14 protein-coding genes and 1 pseudogene are annotated in these 18,321 nt (G+C 57.9%); 8 read left to right on the top strand and 7 right to left on the bottom strand.

Annotation, left to right across the window (positions count from 1 at the left end; genetic code table 11):
• Positions 1 to 54 precede the first annotated feature (54 nt).
• Together CE636_RS23725 and CE636_RS23720 are read left to right on the top strand one after the other, a co-directional pair.
• On the top strand, positions 55 to 870 hold the full coding sequence (locus CE636_RS23725) for a Cof-type HAD-IIB family hydrolase (protein ID WP_004886250.1): 816 nt from the start codon (positions 55 to 57) through the stop codon (positions 868 to 870).
• A gap of 140 nt (positions 871 to 1,010) precedes the next feature.
• Positions 1,011 to 2,276: a DUF1479 domain-containing protein gene (locus tag CE636_RS23720; RefSeq protein ID WP_017900150.1), complete on the top strand. Its 1,266-nt coding sequence runs from the start codon at positions 1,011 to 1,013 to the stop codon at positions 2,274 to 2,276.
• Here CE636_RS23720 and CE636_RS23715 read toward each other — a convergent pair.
• Entirely contained in the window at positions 2,273 to 3,346 is a 1,074-nt protein-coding gene (locus CE636_RS23715; RefSeq protein ID WP_004886244.1) for a LacI family DNA-binding transcriptional regulator, read from the bottom strand. The genes CE636_RS23720 and CE636_RS23715 overlap by 4 nt on opposite strands.
• A 301-nt stretch (positions 3,347 to 3,647) precedes the next feature.
• Here CE636_RS23715 and CE636_RS23710 point away from each other — a divergent pair, with 301 nt between their 5' ends.
• Together CE636_RS23710 and CE636_RS23705 are read left to right on the top strand one after the other, a co-directional pair.
• Positions 3,648 to 4,949 (top strand): MFS transporter, encoded by a 1,302-nt coding sequence (locus tag CE636_RS23710; protein ID WP_004886240.1) that lies wholly within the window; start codon positions 3,648 to 3,650, stop codon positions 4,947 to 4,949.
• Between the two features lie 15 nt (positions 4,950 to 4,964).
• On the top strand, positions 4,965 to 7,328 hold the full coding sequence (locus CE636_RS23705) for a glycoside hydrolase family 31 protein (protein ID WP_004886238.1): 2,364 nt from the start codon (positions 4,965 to 4,967) through the stop codon (positions 7,326 to 7,328).
• A 375-nt stretch (positions 7,329 to 7,703) separates the two neighbouring features.
• Here CE636_RS23705 and CE636_RS23700 read toward each other — a convergent pair whose 3' ends face one another.
• The gene (locus tag CE636_RS23700) at positions 7,704 to 9,296 is read right to left on the bottom strand and encodes an ABC-F family ATPase (protein ID WP_017900152.1); all 1,593 of its coding nucleotides are present in this window, start codon (positions 9,294 to 9,296) and stop codon (positions 7,704 to 7,706) included.
• A 48-nt stretch (positions 9,297 to 9,344) separates the two neighbouring features.
• Here CE636_RS23700 and CE636_RS23695 point away from each other — a divergent pair.
• A pseudogene (locus CE636_RS23695) lies at positions 9,345 to 10,260 on the top strand (tyrosine-protein phosphatase).
• A 177-nt stretch (positions 10,261 to 10,437) separates the two neighbouring features.
• Positions 10,438 to 11,352 carry a L,D-transpeptidase gene (gene ldtB / locus CE636_RS23690; RefSeq protein ID WP_004886230.1) on the top strand — a complete coding sequence of 305 codons (915 nt, stop codon included), beginning with the start codon at positions 10,438 to 10,440 and terminating at the stop codon, positions 11,350 to 11,352.
• Positions 11,353 to 11,483: 131 nt separating this feature from the next.
• Here ldtB and CE636_RS23685 read toward each other — a convergent pair whose 3' ends face one another.
• From CE636_RS23685 to mntR, 4 genes are all read right to left on the bottom strand, one after another.
• Complete coding sequence (locus CE636_RS23685; protein WP_017900154.1) at positions 11,484 to 12,200, bottom strand: GntR family transcriptional regulator; 717 nt, start codon at positions 12,198 to 12,200, stop codon at positions 11,484 to 11,486.
• A gap of 67 nt (positions 12,201 to 12,267) precedes the next feature.
• Positions 12,268 to 13,644: a glycoside hydrolase family 1 protein gene (locus tag CE636_RS23680; protein WP_004886222.1), complete on the bottom strand. Its 1,377-nt coding sequence runs from the start codon at positions 13,642 to 13,644 to the stop codon at positions 12,268 to 12,270.
• A 170-nt stretch (positions 13,645 to 13,814) separates the two neighbouring features.
• Entirely contained in the window at positions 13,815 to 14,927 is a 1,113-nt protein-coding gene (locus CE636_RS23675) for an anion transporter (protein WP_004886219.1), read from the bottom strand.
• Positions 14,924 to 15,397, bottom strand: a complete 474-nt coding sequence (gene mntR, locus CE636_RS23670; protein WP_004886216.1) for a manganese-binding transcriptional regulator MntR — start codon at positions 15,395 to 15,397, stop codon at positions 14,924 to 14,926. The genes CE636_RS23675 and mntR overlap by 4 nt, the downstream gene beginning before the upstream one ends.
• A 185-nt stretch (positions 15,398 to 15,582) precedes the next feature.
• Here mntR and mntS point away from each other — a divergent pair, with 185 nt between their 5' ends.
• Complete coding sequence (gene mntS, locus CE636_RS23665) at positions 15,583 to 15,708, top strand: manganase accumulation protein MntS (RefSeq protein WP_004886214.1); 126 nt, start codon at positions 15,583 to 15,585, stop codon at positions 15,706 to 15,708.
• 268 nt (positions 15,709 to 15,976) lie between these two features.
• The gene (locus tag CE636_RS23660; protein WP_004886211.1) at positions 15,977 to 17,557 is read left to right on the top strand and encodes a phosphoethanolamine transferase; all 1,581 of its coding nucleotides are present in this window, start codon (positions 15,977 to 15,979) and stop codon (positions 17,555 to 17,557) included.
• Between the two features lie 96 nt (positions 17,558 to 17,653).
• Here CE636_RS23660 and ompX read toward each other — a convergent pair whose 3' ends face one another.
• Positions 17,654 to 18,166, bottom strand: a complete 513-nt coding sequence (gene ompX / locus CE636_RS23655; protein WP_004886207.1) for an outer membrane protein OmpX — start codon at positions 18,164 to 18,166, stop codon at positions 17,654 to 17,656.
• Between the last annotated feature and the right edge of the window lie 155 nt (positions 18,167 to 18,321).

Here is an 18,321-nt window from a genome sequence, read left to right as displayed (position 1 = left end):
ATCACATTGTAATTAGAATGTTACTGGTCGAAGTTAAGCCAGGAGCACCCCCTTATGACCGTTAAAGTTATCGTCACCGATATGGACGGAACTTTTCTCAATGACGCCAAAACCTACGATCGCGCACGGTTTCTGGCGCAATTCGCCCAGCTGCAGCAGCGCGGCATTGAATTCGTTGTCGCCAGCGGCAACCAGTACTATCAGCTGATCTCCTTCTTCCCGGAGATCCGCGAGCAGATCTCATTCGTCGCCGAAAACGGCGCACTGGTCTTTGCGCATGGTAAGCAGCTGTTCCACGGCGAACTGACCCACCACGAATCGCAGGTGGTGATTGGCGAATTACTCAAAGATCCGCAGCTGAACTTCGTCGCCTGCGGCCTGCAGAGCGCTTACGTCAGCGATAACGCCCCGGATGCCTTCGTCGACCTGATGTCAAAGCACTACCACCGTCTGCAGCGGGTAAGCGACTATCACGCCATCGACGATACGCTGTTCAAATTCTCTCTGAACCTGCCGGACAGTGAGATCCCGCAGCTGATCGATAAACTGCACGTGTCGCTCGACGGCATTATGAAGCCGGTCACCAGCGGCTTTGGCTTTGTCGATTTGATTATTCCCGGCCTGCATAAAGCCAACGGCATCAGCCGCCTGCTCAAGCGCTGGAACCTGTCGCCGCAGCAGTGCGTGGCCATCGGCGACAGCGGCAACGACGCCGAAATGCTGAAGCTGGTGAAATACGCTTTCGCCATGGGTAACGCCGCCGACAGCATTAAGGCTATCGCCGGATACGCGACCGACGATAATAACCATGACGGCGCGCTGAACGTCATTCAGGCCGTCCTCGATAACAGCGCTCCCTTCAACGATTGACCTCTCTCCGGGGCTGCACGCCCCGGCTTGTCCATTTTGTGCGCCGCAGCAAGATTTTAAACTTGCATTAACTCCATTTTAACTTAAATTAACGTTTGTAAGATTTAATACTTTCGAATGAAAGATACAGCGAGGTTATTATGGCTGCTCTCCCGACCCACGAAACACTCCCCGCCGACCACAAAGCGGCGATTCGCCAGATGAAGCAGGCGCTGCGGGCGCAAATCGGCGACGTCCAGGCGGTGTTCGATAAGCTCTCAGCGCGCATCAGCGAGCGCCTGCAGGAAATTGAGACGCTGAAAGCCGCAGGCCAGGAGGTCTGGCCAACCATTCCGTTCCGCGATATCGCCGAGGGAACCGTGAGCGATGCCCAGCGCGCGGCCATTAAGCGTCGGGGCTGCGCGGTGATCAAAGGCCACTTTCCGCGCGAACAGGCGCTGGCCTGGGATACCGCGATGCTGGAATATCTGGATCTGAACCATTTCGACGAGGTCTATAAAGGGCCAGGCGACAGCTTCTTCGGTACGCTTGAGGCTTCGCGGCCGGAAATCTATCCCATCTACTGGTCGCCCTCGCAAATGCAGGCCCGCCAGAGCGATGAAATGGCGGCGGCGCAGTCCTTCCTCAACCGCCTGTGGCGCTTTGAGCAGGACGGCAAGCGCTGGTTCGATCCGGACGTCAGCGTCATTTACCCTGACCGCATTCGCCGCCGTCCGCCGGGAACCACCTCGAAGGGGCTGGGCGCGCATACCGATTCCGGTGCGCTGGAGCGCTGGCTGCTCCCCGCCTACCAGCAGGTCTTCGCCAACGTGTTTAACGGTCATGTCGACGCTTACGATCCGTGGGACGCCGCGCACCGTACTGAAGTGGAAGAGTACACCGTCGACAACACCACCAAATGCTCAGTGTTCCGCACCTTCCAGGGCTGGACCGCGCTATCGGACATGATCCCGGGTCAGGGGCTACTGCACGTGGTGCCGATCCCCGAGGCGATGGCTTATGTTCTACTGCGCCCACTGCTTGACGATGTGCCGGAAGATGAGCTGTGCGGCGTCGCGCCGGGCAGAGTACTGCCGATCTCTGAGCAGTGGCACCCGCTGCTGATCAAAGCCCTCAGTTCGATTCCGGCGCTGAACGCTGGCGATTCCGTCTGGTGGCATTGCGACGTCATTCACTCGGTGGCGCCGGTGGAAAATCAGCAGGGCTGGGGCAATGTGATGTACATTCCGGCAGCGCCGATGTGCGAAAAGAACCTCGCCTACGCGCAGAAAGTGAAAATTGCTCTGGAAAAAGGGGCCTCGCCGGGGGATTTCCCGCGCGAGGACTATGAGGCCAGCTGGCAGGGGCGCTTCACTCTGGAAGATCTGAACATCCACGGCAAGCGGGCGCTGGGTATCCCGGTTTAATCGTCATACAGCCCCTGCGGCTCCACGGCGGTATGGCCTTTGCCCGGCCGGATCCGCCGTACCGAATCGCGCACCACCAGCGTGCCGTGCAGCAGCAGCGAACCGTGCGGCGCCTCCGGGCGCAGCAGGCGCTGCTGCAGGAGATGCACCGCCTCGCTGCCCAGTTCATCCCGCGGCACATGCACCGCGGTCAGCGGCACCTCCTGGATCGCCGCCAGATTAAACCCGTCGATGCTCATCACCGAGACATCCTGCGGCACCCGCAGGCCGCGCTTTTGCAATGCGCTGACCGTGCCGGCGGCCATGAAATCGCCGCCCACCAGGAAGGCGGTGGGCAACGGCCTGCCCTGTAAGCCATCAAGCCAGGCCCCCACCTGCTCTTCGGTCTCTCTGGCGCTAAAGTTGGCGACGCTGATGAGATCCCGGCTGGCGGTAAAGCGCAAATTGCGCGCGCGCCACGCCTCCTCGATCCCCCCCAGCCGCAGCTCCATGGTATAGCGGCGCAAACACATGACGTTCATCACCACCCGATGCCCCATATCAAACAGATAGCGGGCGGCGCACTGGCCAATCAAACGATGATCGGGGGCAATGGACGGCAACCGCATCCCTTCATCCCGACAGTTGATCAAGACGCAGGGTTTACCCAGATCCGCCGCCAGGCCATGAATATGCGGATCGTCGATCCCCAGCAGCACCGCGGCCTGGGTTTCCGCTTCGTTCATGCGGGCAAGAAACAGATTGGCGTCGCTGTCGTTTTCGTCCAGCGCGCAGTAGCGCAGGCGCACTTCATGCGCCGCCAGCGCGTTATTGATGCTCTGGATCACCCGGTAGTAGAAGATATCCGACCGCTCATCGAAGGCGCGCTGCGGGGCAAACACCAGCAGATTATTGAGCAGCAGACGCCCGGCGGCCAGCCCCTGCATGACCCCCAGCTCGCGGGCGCACTCCAGCACCGCCCGGCGCGCCTTGTCGCTGGTATTCGCCTTTCCGGCCAGGACGCGCGAAACGGTACTGGCCGACAGCCCAGTGCGGGCAGCGATTTCGGCGACGCGCAGCTTTTTATCCATTTTGTGATCCAGCTCCGATTGGAAAATGAAAGAATTTTCATAATCGCCAAAGCGCTCCCTGTAAGCAAATGACAGCGCAAAATTTGAGATCCCGGTCATTTCATGAAAAAACTTGCATAAATAGCACTTTGCCCGCCGTTTTTTCTCCCTTAGCCTGAATTGGTCCAACATCTCCCATACTAGTTATACCAATGATGTTGAGATAAAAAAAATAGACTATTCAAATAGTTAATAACACTACGTGGCCACTCAAGGATTGAGGTCGTCACTTTCCCCCTACTAACGTCATGTGGAGTGTGCTATGAGTCAAGGCCTCAACAATGATATCGCGGTCAGCAAAACGCGCCGGGTGGTAAAAAACCTGCGCTGGTGGGTGCTGGTCCTGTTTTTACTTGGCGTCACCGTCAACTACATCACACGCAACTCGCTGGGGATTATCGCCCCGGAACTGAAAGCGACGCTCGGCATTACCACCGAACAATATTCCTGGATCGTCGGCGCGTTTCAGCTGGCTTACACGATTTTCCAGCCGCTCTGTGGCTGGCTTATCGACGTCATCGGCCTGAAGCTCGGGTTTATGATCTGCGCCACCTTGTGGGCGCTGGCCTGTATCGCCCACGCCGGGGCCGGCAGCTGGCTGCACCTGGCGATATTGCGCTTCTTTATGGGCGGGGCCGAGGCGGCCGCCACCCCGGCCAACGCCAAGACCATCGGCGAGTGGTTCCCGAAGTCTGAACGGCCAATCGCCGCCGGCTGGGCTGGCGTCGGGTTCTCTATCGGCGCAATGCTCGCCCCGCCGATCATCTACTTCGCCCACGCTTCCTTCGGCTGGCAGGGGGCGTTTATGTTTACCGGCGCGCTGGCCCTGCTGTGGGTGGTGCTGTGGTGGGCCTTCTATCAGAACCCGGAAAAGCACCCCAACCTCAGCAAAAGCGAGCTGGAGTACATCAAGCAGGATAACGAAGCGCCGCCGGTGAAACAGCCCTTCTTTACCGCACTCAAAACCGTCTCGAAGAATAAACGTTTCTACGGGATCGCCATTCCCGCGTTTATGGCCGAGCCCGCCTGGGCGGTGCTGAGCTTCTGGGTACCGCTGTACCTGGCCAAAGAGCACGGCATGGATCTCAAGCAGATCGCCATGTTCGCCTGGCTGCCTTTCCTCGCCGCCGACCTCGGCAGCGTGGTCAGCGGCTACCTCACCCGCCTGTACGTTCGCTGGTTCGGCTGTACGCGAGTCAACTCAGTGATCGCCAGCTCGGTGACCGGCGCATTTCTGATGATCTCCCTGGCCCTCGTCGCTATCACTCGCGATCCCTATATCACCATCGTCCTGATCTCCATTGGCGGCTTCGGACATCAGATCATCTCCTGCATGCTCAGCGCGCTGGTGGTGGAGTCGTTCGACAAGGGACAAATGGCGACGGTAAACGGTATGCGCGGATCCGCGGCGTGGATCGCCAGCTTCCTGTTTTCGTTATTAATCGGGGTGACCGCCGACAAAATTGGCTTCAACCCGCTGTTCATCGCCATGGGGTTCTTTGACCTGATTGGCGCCGTTTTCCTGGTGGCATTTATTGCTGAACGTCGCGCTAAACGCGCCTGAGAGTGGATGTAAGATATGAAAACGTTGAAACACTGGAGTTTACATCAACAGCTGGAGCATCACGTTGAACTGACGGTCGATGGCCAGCACACCCTGTGCCTGTACGTACTGGAAGAGAATTTATTCCGCGTGCTGCTGAAACGCCAGGGCCAGCTGGCGCTGGATCGCACCTGGAGTATCGCTCCGCAGCAGGATGTGCCGTGGGAAGGCCGCGCCCGGGATGACCTAAGCGGTTTTAGTCTCCCGGCCTGGCAGCTGACACAGGAGGCCGATACGCTGACCATCGCCACCCGCCAGCTGCGCGTCACCGTCCATCAGCCGCTGTGGCTGGAGTGGAGCTATCGCGACGACGCCGGGGAATGGCAGCAGCTTGCTAACGACCGCCCCACCAGCGCCTATCTGGCCAATGCCCACGGCGACGGCGTCGCCCACTATCTGAGCCGCCGGAAAGACGAGCGTTTCTATGGTCTGGGCGAAAAGGCCGGCGATCTGCAGCGCACCGGTAAGCGTTATGAGATGCGCAACCTCGACGCCATGGGCTACAACGCCGCCAGCACCGACCCGCTGTATAAACATATTCCGTTCACCATCACCCAGCGCAGCGACGTCAGCTATGGTCTGTTTTACGACAACCTGAGCAGCTGCTGGCTGGATTTGGGTAACGAAATCGACAACTACCACACCGCCTACCGCCGCTGGCAGGCGGAAGCCGGCGATATCGATTACTACCTGTTCACCGGTAAACAGGTGCTGGATGTCACCAAAGCCTTTGTACGTCTGACCGGTAAAACCCTGTTCGGGCCAAAATGGAGCCTCGGCTACAGCGGCTCGACCATGCACTACACCGACGCGCCGGATGCGCAAAATCAGCTGATGAACTTCATCCGCCTGTGCGATGAGCACGCTATTCCGTGCGATTCGTTCCAGCTCTCATCCGGCTATACCTCGATTAACGGCAAGCGCTACGTCTTTAACTGGAACTACGACAAGGTGCCGCAGCCAAAAGTGATGAGTCAGTCGTTTCACGACGCCGGGCTGAAGCTGGCCGCCAATATCAAACCCTGCCTGCTGCAGGACCATCCGCGCTATGGCGAGGTGGCGGAGCGCGGCCTTTTCGTTCGCGATTCGCAAACCGACGCTCCGGAGCGCTCCAGCTTCTGGGACGATGAAGGATCGCACCTCGACTTCACCAATCCGCAAACCGTGGCCTGGTGGCAGGAAGGGGTCACCAGCCAGCTGCTGGAGATGGGCATAGACTCGACCTGGAACGATAATAACGAGTATGAGGTGTGGGACGGCGAAGCGCGCTGCTACGGCTTTGGCCGCGAAATCGCCATCAAGCATATTCGCCCGGTGATGCCGCTGCTGATGATGCGCGCCTCGATGGAAGCCCAGCAGCGCTTTGCGCCGGAAAAGCGCCCGTATCTCATCTCTCGTTCCGGCTGCGCCGGGATGCAGCGCTACGTCCAGACCTGGAGCGGCGATAACCGCACCAACTGGGATACGCTGCGCTATAACATCCGCATGGGGCTGGGCATGAGCCTTTCCGGGCTGTTTAACGTCGGCCACGACGTCGGCGGTTTCTCCGGCGATAAACCGGAGCCGGAGCTGTTTGTGCGCTGGGTACAAAACGGCGTGATGCACCCGCGCTTTACCATTCACTCATGGAATGACGACCAGACGGTCAACGAAGCCTGGATGTATCCGGCCGTTACCCCGGCCATTCGTTCCGCGATTGAGCTGCGCTACCGCCTGCTGCCCTATCTGTATACCCTGCTGTGGCAGGCGCATGCTGACGACGAGCCGATGTTGCGCCCGACCTTCCTCGATCATCAACACGACGCGCAGACCTTCGCCGAATGCGATGACTTCCTGCTGGGGCGCGACCTGCTGGTGGCCAGCGTGGTCGAGCCTGGCGCCCGTCAGCGTGAGGTGTGGCTGCCGGATAATCAGGCCGGCTGGTATGATTTCTACAGCCACCAATGGTTCGCCGGCGGCCAGTGGGTCACCCTCGACGCGCCGCTGGAAAAGCTGCCGCTGCTGGTCCGCGCCGGGGCCGGATTGCCGCTCAGCGAGCGCATCCGTCATGTTGCGGCGCAACAGGACGATCGTCGCGAACTGCAGCTGTTCCCGCTGAAAGGCGTCGGGACCTCTTCGGGTCTGCTGTTTGAGGATGACGGCGAAAGCTGGGGCTATAAACAGGGCGATGCGCTATGGCTGGAGTGGGAAATGGCGTGCGACAGCAGCACCATCAACCTGAAGGTCAACGCCCGCGGCAACTATCGCCCGGCGTGGAAAGCGCTGAAGCTGTCATTACCGGCGGGAGAAAAACGCAAACTGCTGGTGAATGGCGTTGAAGGAACGGAGTGGAGGCGCTAAGCGATATGCCGGGCGGCGGCTTACGCCTTGCCCGGCCTGGATTTAATGATGTTCCCGGATTGCGCTACGCTAATCCGGGCTACAAACTGGTGGCCTCAAAATCCACGGTGGCGCTACCGCTTACCGGGGCTACAGCACTGTGCGGTTTGGTAGCCCGGTAACGGACAGTTTCGGTAACCATGGGTACAAGATAGGGCTCTTAAGCTCACAATAGCACCGACCGTAGGCCGGATAAGGCGCAGCCGCCATCCGGCGCGAAAGTGGCTCTTTACCCGCGGTTATTGCCCGGCGGCGCTACGCTTGCACGGGCCTACAGATCCCATGCCAGGCGTAGCCCGGGTAAGGCGTAGCCGCTACCCGGGTAACGAAGAGGGATTACTCGATACCTTTGCTGCGCAGGTAGTCTTCGTAGTTGCCGCTGAAGTCGATCACCCGTTCCGGGGTAATCTCCAGCACGCGGGTGGCCAGCGAGCTGACGAACTCACGGTCATGGGAGACGAATATCAGGGTACCCTGATACATCTCCAGCGCCATGTTCAGCGATTCGATGGATTCCATATCCAGGTGGTTGGTCGGTTCGTCCATGATCAGGATGTTTGGCTTCTGCATCATCAGCTTACCAAACAGCATCCGCCCCTTCTCACCACCGGACAGTACTTTCGCCGGCTTCTTGATGTCATCCTGGCTAAACAGCAGTCGACCAAGGATACTGCGCACCGCCTGCTCGTCGTCGCCTTCCTGTTTCCACTGGCTCATCCACTCGAAGACCGTCAGGTCGTTTTCGAACTCGTATTCATGATCCTGCGCGTAGTAGCCAAGTTGCGCGTTTTCAGACCATTTCACGGTGCCGTTATCGGGCTGCAGTTCGCCCACCAGGGTTTTCAGCATCGTGGATTTACCCACGCCGTTGGCGCCCAGAATGGCAATCTTCTCGCCCACTTCCAGCAGCAGGTTGACGTTTTTGAACAGCGGACCTTCTTCAAAGCCTTTGGTGAGGGCTTCCACTTCCAGCGCGTTACGGAACAGTTTCTTGTCCTGCTCGAAGCGGATAAACGGGTTCTGACGGCTGGAGGCTTTAACCTCTTCCAGCTTGATCTTGTCAATCTGACGCGCGCGCGAGGTGGCCTGACGCGATTTAGAGGCGTTGGCGCTGAAGCGGCTAACGAAGGACTGCAGGTCGGCAATCTGCGCTTTTTTCTTGGCGTTGTCCGCCAGCAGACGCTCACGCGCCTGGGTGGCCGCCGTCATGTATTCGTCGTAGTTGCCCGGATAGACGCGCAGCTCGCCGTAGTCCAGATCCGCCATGTGCGTACAGACCATGTTCAGGAAGTGACGGTCGTGCGAGATGATAATCATCGTGCTGTCGCGGTCGTTCAGCGTCTGCTCCAGCCAGCGAATGGTGTCGATGTCCAGGTTGTTGGTCGGTTCGTCGAGCAACAGAATGTCCGGGTTAGAGAACAGCGCCTGCGCCAACAGGACGCGCAGCTTCCAGCCCGGGGCGACTTCGCTCATCGGGCCGTAATGTTGTTCAACCGGAATGCCCACGCCCAGCAGCAGTTCGCCCGCGCGCGCTTCAGCAGAGTAGCCGTCCATTTCGCCATATTTAACTTCCAGATCGGCCACTTTATAGCCATCTTCTTCGCTCATCTCAGCGAAGGCGTAGATGCGATCGCGCTCCTGCTTCACTTCCCACAGCTCGCTGTGGCCCATGATCACCGTATCCAGCACGGTGAACGCTTCAAAGGCGAACTGATCCTGACGCAGCTTACCGATGCGCTCGTTCGGGTCGAGAGAAACGTTGCCCAGCGTCGGTTCGAGATCGCCGCCGAGGATCTTCATAAAGGTCGATTTACCGCTGCCGTTGGCGCCGATCAGACCATAACGGTTGCCGCCGCCAAATTTAACGGAGATATTTTCGAACAGCGGCTTACTGCCAAACTGCATGGTAACGTTGCTGGATACTAGCACGGGGATATCCTGAAAAAAGAGTATGAGGGGTGTGATACAGCAGACATTATGCCAGTAAATGACGCACTTTTCACGGTCTGCGGTAAATTCCGCCGCGGCGCTTGTGCTATGGTCTTTGTCAGATGCGCCAGAGACCTGCGCGCAAACCGTTATTCTGTACGTGATGATGAGGAGTCCCATGACCACCAGCCTACCGCGACATCCGGCCTTTTTATCCCTGCAGGGCGGCATCAATTTTCGCGACCTGGGCGGCCAGCGCACCGCCGACGGACGCCGGGTACGCAGCGGCAAGCTGCTGCGCTCCGGCGCGCTAAACCGGCTAACGGCTGAGGATCTCAACCACCTGGATACCCTGCCGCTCAGCCGGGTGCTCGACTACCGCGACCCCGGTGAAGTGCAGCGCACCCCGGACAAACTGAGCCCGCTCACCCACTATCTCAACGCGCCGGCCAATCCGCCGCTCGGCGAGGTCAATGCGAAGGTCACCGAGCTGAATGCCGCCACCCTTAATGCGCTGAACGGCGAGCAGTTTATGCTGCAACTCTATCGCCAGCTGCCGTTTAACAACCCGGCCTATCGCCAGCTCGCCGCGTGGCTGACGACCCCTTTCGACGGCGCCTTGCTGCAACACTGCGCGGTCGGAAAAGATCGCACCGGCGTCGGCTGCGCGTTAACCCTGTTCGCCGTCGGATGCGACAGCGAGACGGTGATGGAGGAGTATCTCCTCACCCATGGCATGCTGACGCAGGTGGAGGCCTGGATGCTGGAGATGCTCGGCAACGACCTGACGGCCCAGGGGCGCCAGAGCCTGGCGGACATCCTGACGGTGAAAGAGTCCTATCTCGCCGCCGCGCTGTCGGCCATTCAGCAGCGCTATGGCAATGTCGACGCCTGGCTGGCGGAAGAGTATCAGCTCACCGCCCCGGCCCGCGTCGCGCTGCAGGCCCGGCTGCTGGAAGACTAACCCCTGTCGCCCCGAACGCCAGGGCGCGGCAGCCGAGGCGACAGGGAAAAAAATGTGATTTCGTACACATCTGATTTACCTGTTCAGCGGAATGCACATATAATGCGCTCCCATCTACTGTCTCAATCATTAACAAAGGCCTGTGTGGCGTTGATTTCGCACACGACATTAAAAACTATGAAATTATCTACACTCTTAGCGGCAGCCTTCGCCATCGTAGGCTTTTGCAATACAGCGTCTGCTGTCACCTATCCTTTGCCAACCGATGGCAGCCGTTTGGTTGGTCAGAACCAGGTCATCACCATTCCGGATGATAACAAGCAGCCGCTGGAATACTTCGCGGCCAAATATCAGATGGGGCTTTCCAACATGCTGGAAGCCAACCCGGGGGTGGATACCTATCTGCCGAAGGGCGGTAGCGTCCTGAACATCCCTCAGCAGCTGATCCTGCCGGATACCGTGCATGAAGGGATCATCATCAACAGCGCGGAAATGCGTCTGTACTACTACCCGAAAGGCACCAATACCGTGATCGTTCTGCCGATCGGCATCGGCCAGTTGGGTAAAGATACGCCAATCAACTGGACCACCAAAGTCGAACGTAAGAAGGCCGGTCCGACCTGGACGCCGACCGCCAAGATGCATGCGGAATACGCTGCCGCCGGCAACCCGCTGCCTGCCGTCGTACCGGCCGGTCCGGATAACCCGATGGGTCTGTACGCGCTGTATATCGGCCGCCTGTACGCCATCCACGGTACCAACGCTAACTTCGGTATCGGCCTGCGCGTGAGCCACGGCTGCGTGCGTCTGCGCAACGATGACATCAAATTCCTGTTTGAGAACGTGCCGGTCGGCACCCGCGTGCAGTTTATCGATGAGCCGGTAAAAGCCACCACCGAGCCGGACGGCAGCCGTTACATCGAGGTTCACAACCCGCTGTCGACCACCGAAGCCCAGTTCCAGGGCGGCGAGATCGTGCCGATCACCCTGACTCAACCGGTACAGGCGATCACCAGCCAGTCTGATGTCGATCAGAGCGTGGTTGAGCAGGCTATCCAGAACCGCTCCGGTATGCCGGTGCGTCTGAACTAAGTTCTGCATGACAAGAAAAACGGCGGGCATCAGGCCCGCCGTTTTTTTATCTGTATTGTCCCTGGCTGCGGCTGGCTAAACCTGACAACACCGTGGCCCTGCTGAGCGCTGCGCCGGCAGGGTCCCCCGGTCTAGCCGTTATTCACCAGAATAATCCCGCCGTGGTCGTAGCGATAGTGGCAGTGGGCGTACTCCAGCGGCGTGCCGTCTTCCAGATAGATAACCTGTTCCACCTCCAGCACCGGATCGGTGGCCTCGCAGTGAAGATGCTGTTTATCCAGTTCGTCCGGCTTCATCGCCCGCACCACGCGGTAAGATCCCATCAGCTTCAGCCCCTGCGTCTCCTGCACGTAGCGAAACACCGACCCCTCCAGATGGCTTTTGGTTAACCCCGGCACCAGCCCCACCGGCATGACCGTCAAATCCAGCGACACCGGCTCGCCGTTGAGCAGCCGCAGGCGGACAAAGTCATATACCGGGGCATCGGCGTCGATCAGCAGCGAACTCTGCTCCTTCTCAGTGGGAAAACGCACCTCGAAGCGCACCACTTCGCTTTGCACCTCGCCAAGATGTTCCCAGGTTTTGGTGGCGCCGAAATAGTCGCTGCCGGGCAGCTCCCACTGCGACAGCTGAAGGAAATTTTTCCGCACAAAGGTGCCCTGCCCTTTGCGAGTATAGATAAGCCCTTCGACGATTAACTGGCGCATCGCCTGCTGGATGGTCATCCGGCTGGTGTTGAACTCCGCCGCCAGCGCAAACTGGTCGGGTAGCGGCGCGCTGGCAGGATACTGCTGGCTGATGATGCGTTTTTTTATTTCCCGCGCAATTTGCAGATACTTCGCCGTCATTCCCGGTCCTTATTCATTCAGTGAGTGGCTGGCGGGCAGCATACTTGACCTGACCGCCAGAACACCGTTACATCACGTCGCCGTTGCTGTGGATCACCTGCTTCAGCCACGCATAGCTCTTCTTCGGCACCCGCCGCAGATCCTTGAGGTCATGGTTCTCGCGATTGACGTAGACCACGCCGTAGCGCTTACGCATATCACCCTGCGAGCTCAGGATATCGATTAATCCCCAACCGAGATAGCCGATCACCTGCGCCCCATCCTCAAACATGGCCGCTTTCATGGCGTTGATATGGTCGCGATGGTAGGCGATGCGGTAATCGTCGGCAACCGGATGTTCACCGTCCCACGACTCAATCACCCCGATGCCGTTTTCAATCGGGAACACCGGCAGGCGCCAGTCGTTATAATAGCGGGTGATGATGGTCCGGAAGCCCAGCGGATCGATCTGCCAGTTCCATTCTGTCGCTTTCAGGAACGGGTTATCCTGATTGCCAAACAGCATATAGTTGTTAACCGCCGTTCCCGCCGGGATGGTGTCGCTGTTCAGCGTCCGGCTGGCGTAATAGCTGAACGCCAGATAATCGACCTTCACCGTCGCCATCAGCGCCAGATCCTCAGGACGATAGATATCATCGAACCCTTCAGCGGCGACAAAATGCATCACTTCCGGGCTGTAGCCCTCCCCGGCGTAAGCCCGCAGCAGGTTCTGGTTTAAAAACTCGTCCAGCTGCTGGGCGCACAGGATATCGCGCGGTTTGCAGGTCGCCGGATAAACCAGGGCGTGGGCCAGCATTCCGCCCATCAGACACTGCGGCTTTGTCTGATGCAGGTGATCGGTCAGATGGACGTGCGCCATCATCACATGATGCTGGATCAGATACAGCTCGCGCAGGGTCTTCTCCCCCTGCAGGTAGCCGGAAATCAGAAACGCTTCCGGCGAATGGTACAGATTCTGTTCATTAAAGGTGAGCCAGTATTTCACCTTGTCGCCATAGCAGGCGATCATCTTCTGGCCATAGCGAATAAAGGCGTCCATCACCCGGCGGTCGGTGAATCCGTTGTAGCGCTCCGCCAGCGAGAGCGGCATGTCGAAGTGGTACAGGCAGATCATCGGCTCGATGCCGCGGGCGATCAGTTCATCAATAAACTGATGGTAGAAGGCGATGCCCTCTTCATTAAATTCGCCGTCTCCCTCAGGACACACCCGGCTCCAGGCGATCTGAAAACGGTAGCAGTTCATGCCCAGATCCTGCATCAGATCGAAATCTTCCCGATAGCGATGATAGGAGTCGGTCGCCACCTTCCAGTCGGAAGCGAATTCCGCCGGTTGCCGGATATCGTACACCGACATCCCCTTGCCGCCCTCGTTCCACGCCCCCTCCGTCTGCATGCTGGAGACGGAATTACCCCATAAGAAATCTGCCGGTAGTCTGTTCTTCATCCTGCGCCTCGGTATATGACTAGTCATTTAAATTTCATGACTAGTCATATACCGAAAAACGAACCGATGCGCAAAGCCAGGGATCGTTTTCTGTGAGCCGGGCAAAAAAAAGATCGCCCCGAGGGGCGATCCTGTCGAACGGCGTGGAGGGCGGCGTACCGCTGCGGAAATCAGGCGCAGAGTTTGAAGAGCCAATAGCCGGTAAGGGCCGCCCACAGCAGCATGGGAATGGAGTAGAGATGGAAACGCCACCAGATCCGCCGATCGCCTGCCATGCGCAGCGCGATGATATTGGCCAGCGAGCCCGGCAGCAGACCAAAGCCGCCCACGTTAACCGCCCAGGCGAGCAGGATCGACGGCGGGACATAGTTGAGCAGCAGAATGGTCGAGGGCACATTGCTGATCACCTGCGACAGGCCGATGGCGGTCAGCCACAGTCCACCGCCGGAGAGCGTCCCGACCCCGCTCAGCACCTGGTGCAGCGCCGGAAGCTGAGTCAGCAGATGGACGTCGATAAACATCACCATAAACACCAGCAGCAGCGACCAGTCCACATGGACGATCACCGCCCGGGCCAGTATCAGGAAGCCCAGCAGCACCAGCGCCAGCCCCCACAGCGCCTGATTCATCTCCAGCGCGGTCAGGAACACCAGATACAATCCCAGACAGCTCCAGACCAGCTTTGGCTGCCACGATGGCGCCTTATCGCTACTCTGGTAGTTGAGCCGGTTTGCCGGGAAACAGAACCAGCACAGCGCCAGCAGGGTCAGCATCATTGCCGCCGCCAGCGGTAGCATCTGGCCGATGAATCCAGGGAAAGAGAGACCGGAGCGTCCCCACAGTAAGATATTCTGCGGGTTGCCGATCGGCGTCAGCAGCGACCCGGCGTTCACCGCCAGCGCTTCGAAAATAATCAGCCGGTTCACCGGGATGGCGCACCACTTCTTCAGCGTCAGGGTCAGGGGCACCACGATAAACAGCGCGACGTCGTTGGTGAGGAAGGTGGATAGCAGCGCCGCCGCCAGCACCATAAACATAGCCAGCTGGCGTTCGGTGACAAAGCGGCGGGCCATTTTACGCCCCAGCACGTCAAAATAACCGCTCAGTTCAATCCCCTTGGTCAACAGCATCAGGCCGCTGAGGGTGATGATAGTATGCCAGTCAATGGCCGCCGGCCAGCTTGCCGGGACAAACGGCACCATCACGCTGAGTACGCAGGCGATAATCAGCAGCAGATGGAGAAAACGGTCGCGCAGCAGCGACTGGACGAAGGGAAGAGTCATGCTTCCTGAGATCCCTGTGTTTGGGTAAATTTCAGGAACATCGCCAGCGTCTCCTCGCTCACGTGATGCTCCATTCCCTCCGCATCGCGGCGGGCAATCTCCGGGCTGACGCCGATAGCCAGCAGGAAGTTCTCCACGATTTGATGGCGCTCGCGGCTCTCCTGGGCCAGCTTCTCACCCTCCGCCGTTAAGAATATGCCGCGCCACGGGATCTGTTCGATAAGGCCGACGCTGGCCAGCCGTTTGAGCATCTTGGCGACGGTGGGCTGCGAGACCCCCAGCCGGGCGGCCATATCCACCTGACGCGCCTCGCCCACCTCGCGGATGAGATCGGAAATCAGTTCAACATAGTCGTCAATCAGCTCGCGCCGATGCGCTTCCCGCACCTGGCGGAATCCTTCAACGTGCTCTTCAACATTTACCAACTGCGTCACTTTTTTTGTTATTGGCTTACCTGCGCGACGGTTCATTGTGCTTCCTCATTCGTGTGACGCGTCAAGCATCATATAAAAAGATCCACATTGTAATGGATTGCGCCAAGAGCACAAAAATTTAACGTTTTAGCCATAGCTATAAAATATAGCCTGTGCTATATCTGTATATAATGCAAACATCCATCAGGGAATGATGGAGCGAACAGGCAGGAGGAGAGCAGATGAACGAATTCAAGAGGTGCTTAAACGTGTTTAGTCATTCCCCCTTTAAAGTACGCTTAATGCTGCTCGGTATGCTGTGCGAGATGATCAACGGTAAACCGCAGCAGGACAAACCCCATTCCTGAGGAGGCGTCGCGGTACGCCGCTTCATTTTTCTGTCATCATCCGCCGCTAAACTGACCGGTTTATCCCGTTCCCCCCACCTTTTTTCAAGTTTTGTAAGCGCCCTCGCAAAACAATCTGTTATGTCTGGTTGACCTTACCATTTACAAGCCCTATCTTTGCACAGCCCTGCCACATTCGCGGCTCGCAGAGACCCTCTTCACGCACTGTCCAGCAGGTTTTACCCCTTGACGCCAGGGGATGCGCATGGCCTCTTTTTGATTGTTTACTATGAATGTCACCACCCTGAAAGATACGCTGGTCGCCCGCCGACTGGCACTGAACCCATGGACAGGATTCTACTTTTTACAATCGCTGTTGATTAACCTGGCGCTGGGCTATGAATTTAGCCTGCTCTATACCGTGGCATTTACCTGCGTGTTACATCTTCTGTGGCGCGCCTTTCCGCGCGTGCAGAAAGGGGTGGTCGGCGCCTATTCTCTACTGGCGGCCCTCTACTACCCGTTTGGCCAGGCTTACGGCGCGCCCAACTTCAACACCCTGCTGGCGCTGCACGCCACCAACGTGGAAGAGTCCACGGAAATTCTCACTATCTTCCCGTGGTACAACTATCTGCTGGCGGTATTTATCTTCGCGCTGGGGATCATTGCGGTCCGCCGCAGGATCGTCGAGCAGACCCGCTGGGGAAAAATGGAGACCCTGGGCCTGCTGTTCAGCATCGGGATCTTTTTTCTCCAGCCGGTGCAAAATCTCGCCTGGGGCGGGGTATTCAAGGTGATCGATACCGGTTACCCGGCCTTCCGTTTTGTCAAAGACGTGGTGGTGAATAATAACGAGGTGCTGGACGAGCAGGCGCGGATGGCGCAGCTGGCCGGCATGAAAGACAGCTGGCACGTGCTGGCGGTGAAGCCGAAGTACCATCTCTATGTGGTGGTGATCGGTGAAAGCGCCCGCCGCGACGCCCTCGGCGCCTTCGGCGGCCACTGGGATAACACGCCGTTTGCCAGTTCGGTGAACGGGTATCTGTTTAACAACTACGTCGCCGCCAGCGGCTCGACGCAAAAATCCCTCGGCCTGACGCTTAACCGGGTGGTCGATGGCAAACCGCAGTTTCAGGATAACTTTGTCACCCTCGCCAACCGCGCCGGTTTCCAGACCTGGTGGTTCTCCAATCAGGGACAGATCGGCGAGTACGACACCGCTATCGCCAGTATCGCCAAACGGGCGGATGAAGTGCAGTTCCTGAAAAACGGCGATTTCGAAGCCAATAAAAACACCCAGGACGAGCAGTTACTCAAGTTGACCGAGCAGGTGCTCTCCACCCAGCGCACCCAGCCGCAGCTGATTGTTCTGCACCTGATGGGCTCGCACCCGCAGGCCTGCGACCGGACCAAAGGCAAATACACGGTTTTCGTCCAGTCGAAAGAGACCTCCTGCTATCTCTACAGCATGACGCAAACCGATACCCTGCTGGCTAAGCTCTACAGTCAGTTGCAAAATTCCGGTGCCACCTTTTCCCTGACCTACTTTTCCGATCATGGCCTGGCGTTCAAGGAGCGAGGCAAAGAGGTGCAGTATCTGGCGCACGACGATAAGTTCCAGCAGAACTTCCAGGTGCCGTTTATGGTGCTCTCCAGCGATGACAAAGCGCATAAAGTGATTAAGGCGCAGCGCTCGGCGAATGATTTCCTCAGCTTCTTCTCGCAATGGACCGGAATCAAGGCGGCGGAAATCGCCCCGCGCTATCGGTTTATCTCTGAGCAGAAGGCCGGCCCGGTGTATATCACCAACTTCCAGCTGCAGAAGGTAGACTATTCACACCTCGGCAGCGATGAGTTCACCATCAACTAAAACGACGCGATCAGCGCCGGCCAACCGGCCGGGCTGGCGATCGCCAGGCAAAAAAAATCCGCCCCGGAAGGCGGATTTTTTATATCACCGGAGTGATTAGAAGCGGTAACCCACGCCAGCAATCCAGGTGCCGACGTCAACGTTACGAATACGAGACTGCTCGTAGGAGAAGTCCAGGGCAACGTTTTCGATCGGGTTGAACTGCAGACCAGCACCGTAGGAGAAACCGTAGTCGCTCATATCGGATTTATTAGGGAAGTTGTTGTTCTGGAATTTACCGTAACCAACACCCACTACGCCGTAGATGCTTGCCCAGTCGTTCAGACGGTAAGCCGGACCTGCGGTGATGCCGTAGTACTGACCTTTGTTATAAGTACCGTTGCTGTTGTTATCCTTCTCGGTGTAGGTGAAGGAACCGATAACACCCAGCGGGTTGTTATCTTGCTCGTAACGGTATTTCAGGTTGAAACCGCCAGCTTTGTTCGCTTTACCCTGCATGTCGCTCTGCGCGTAACCGCCGGTTACAGTAGAAGTTGCAGCAAATGCAGTGGTACCTACGGATGCAGCCAGAACAACGGCCAGTGCTGAAAGACGTGCAATTTTATTCATAACCACCTCAAATGTGTTTCTAATAAGTCCTAAGCCTTAAATATATCAAAAACTTTTGGGAAACTCTTTGGAGTTTACATTGTCTAACATACTTTTTCATGTAACCAAAAGTTTCCATATTTCTATAACAATATGGAAAACAACAGTTTTTGGCG

Origin of the sequence: Klebsiella sp. LY (assembly GCF_004010915.1) — a bacterium.
GTDB lineage: Bacteria > Pseudomonadota > Gammaproteobacteria > Enterobacterales > Enterobacteriaceae > Klebsiella > Klebsiella quasipneumoniae.
This window is presented reverse-complemented; position numbering and strand designations above follow the sequence as displayed.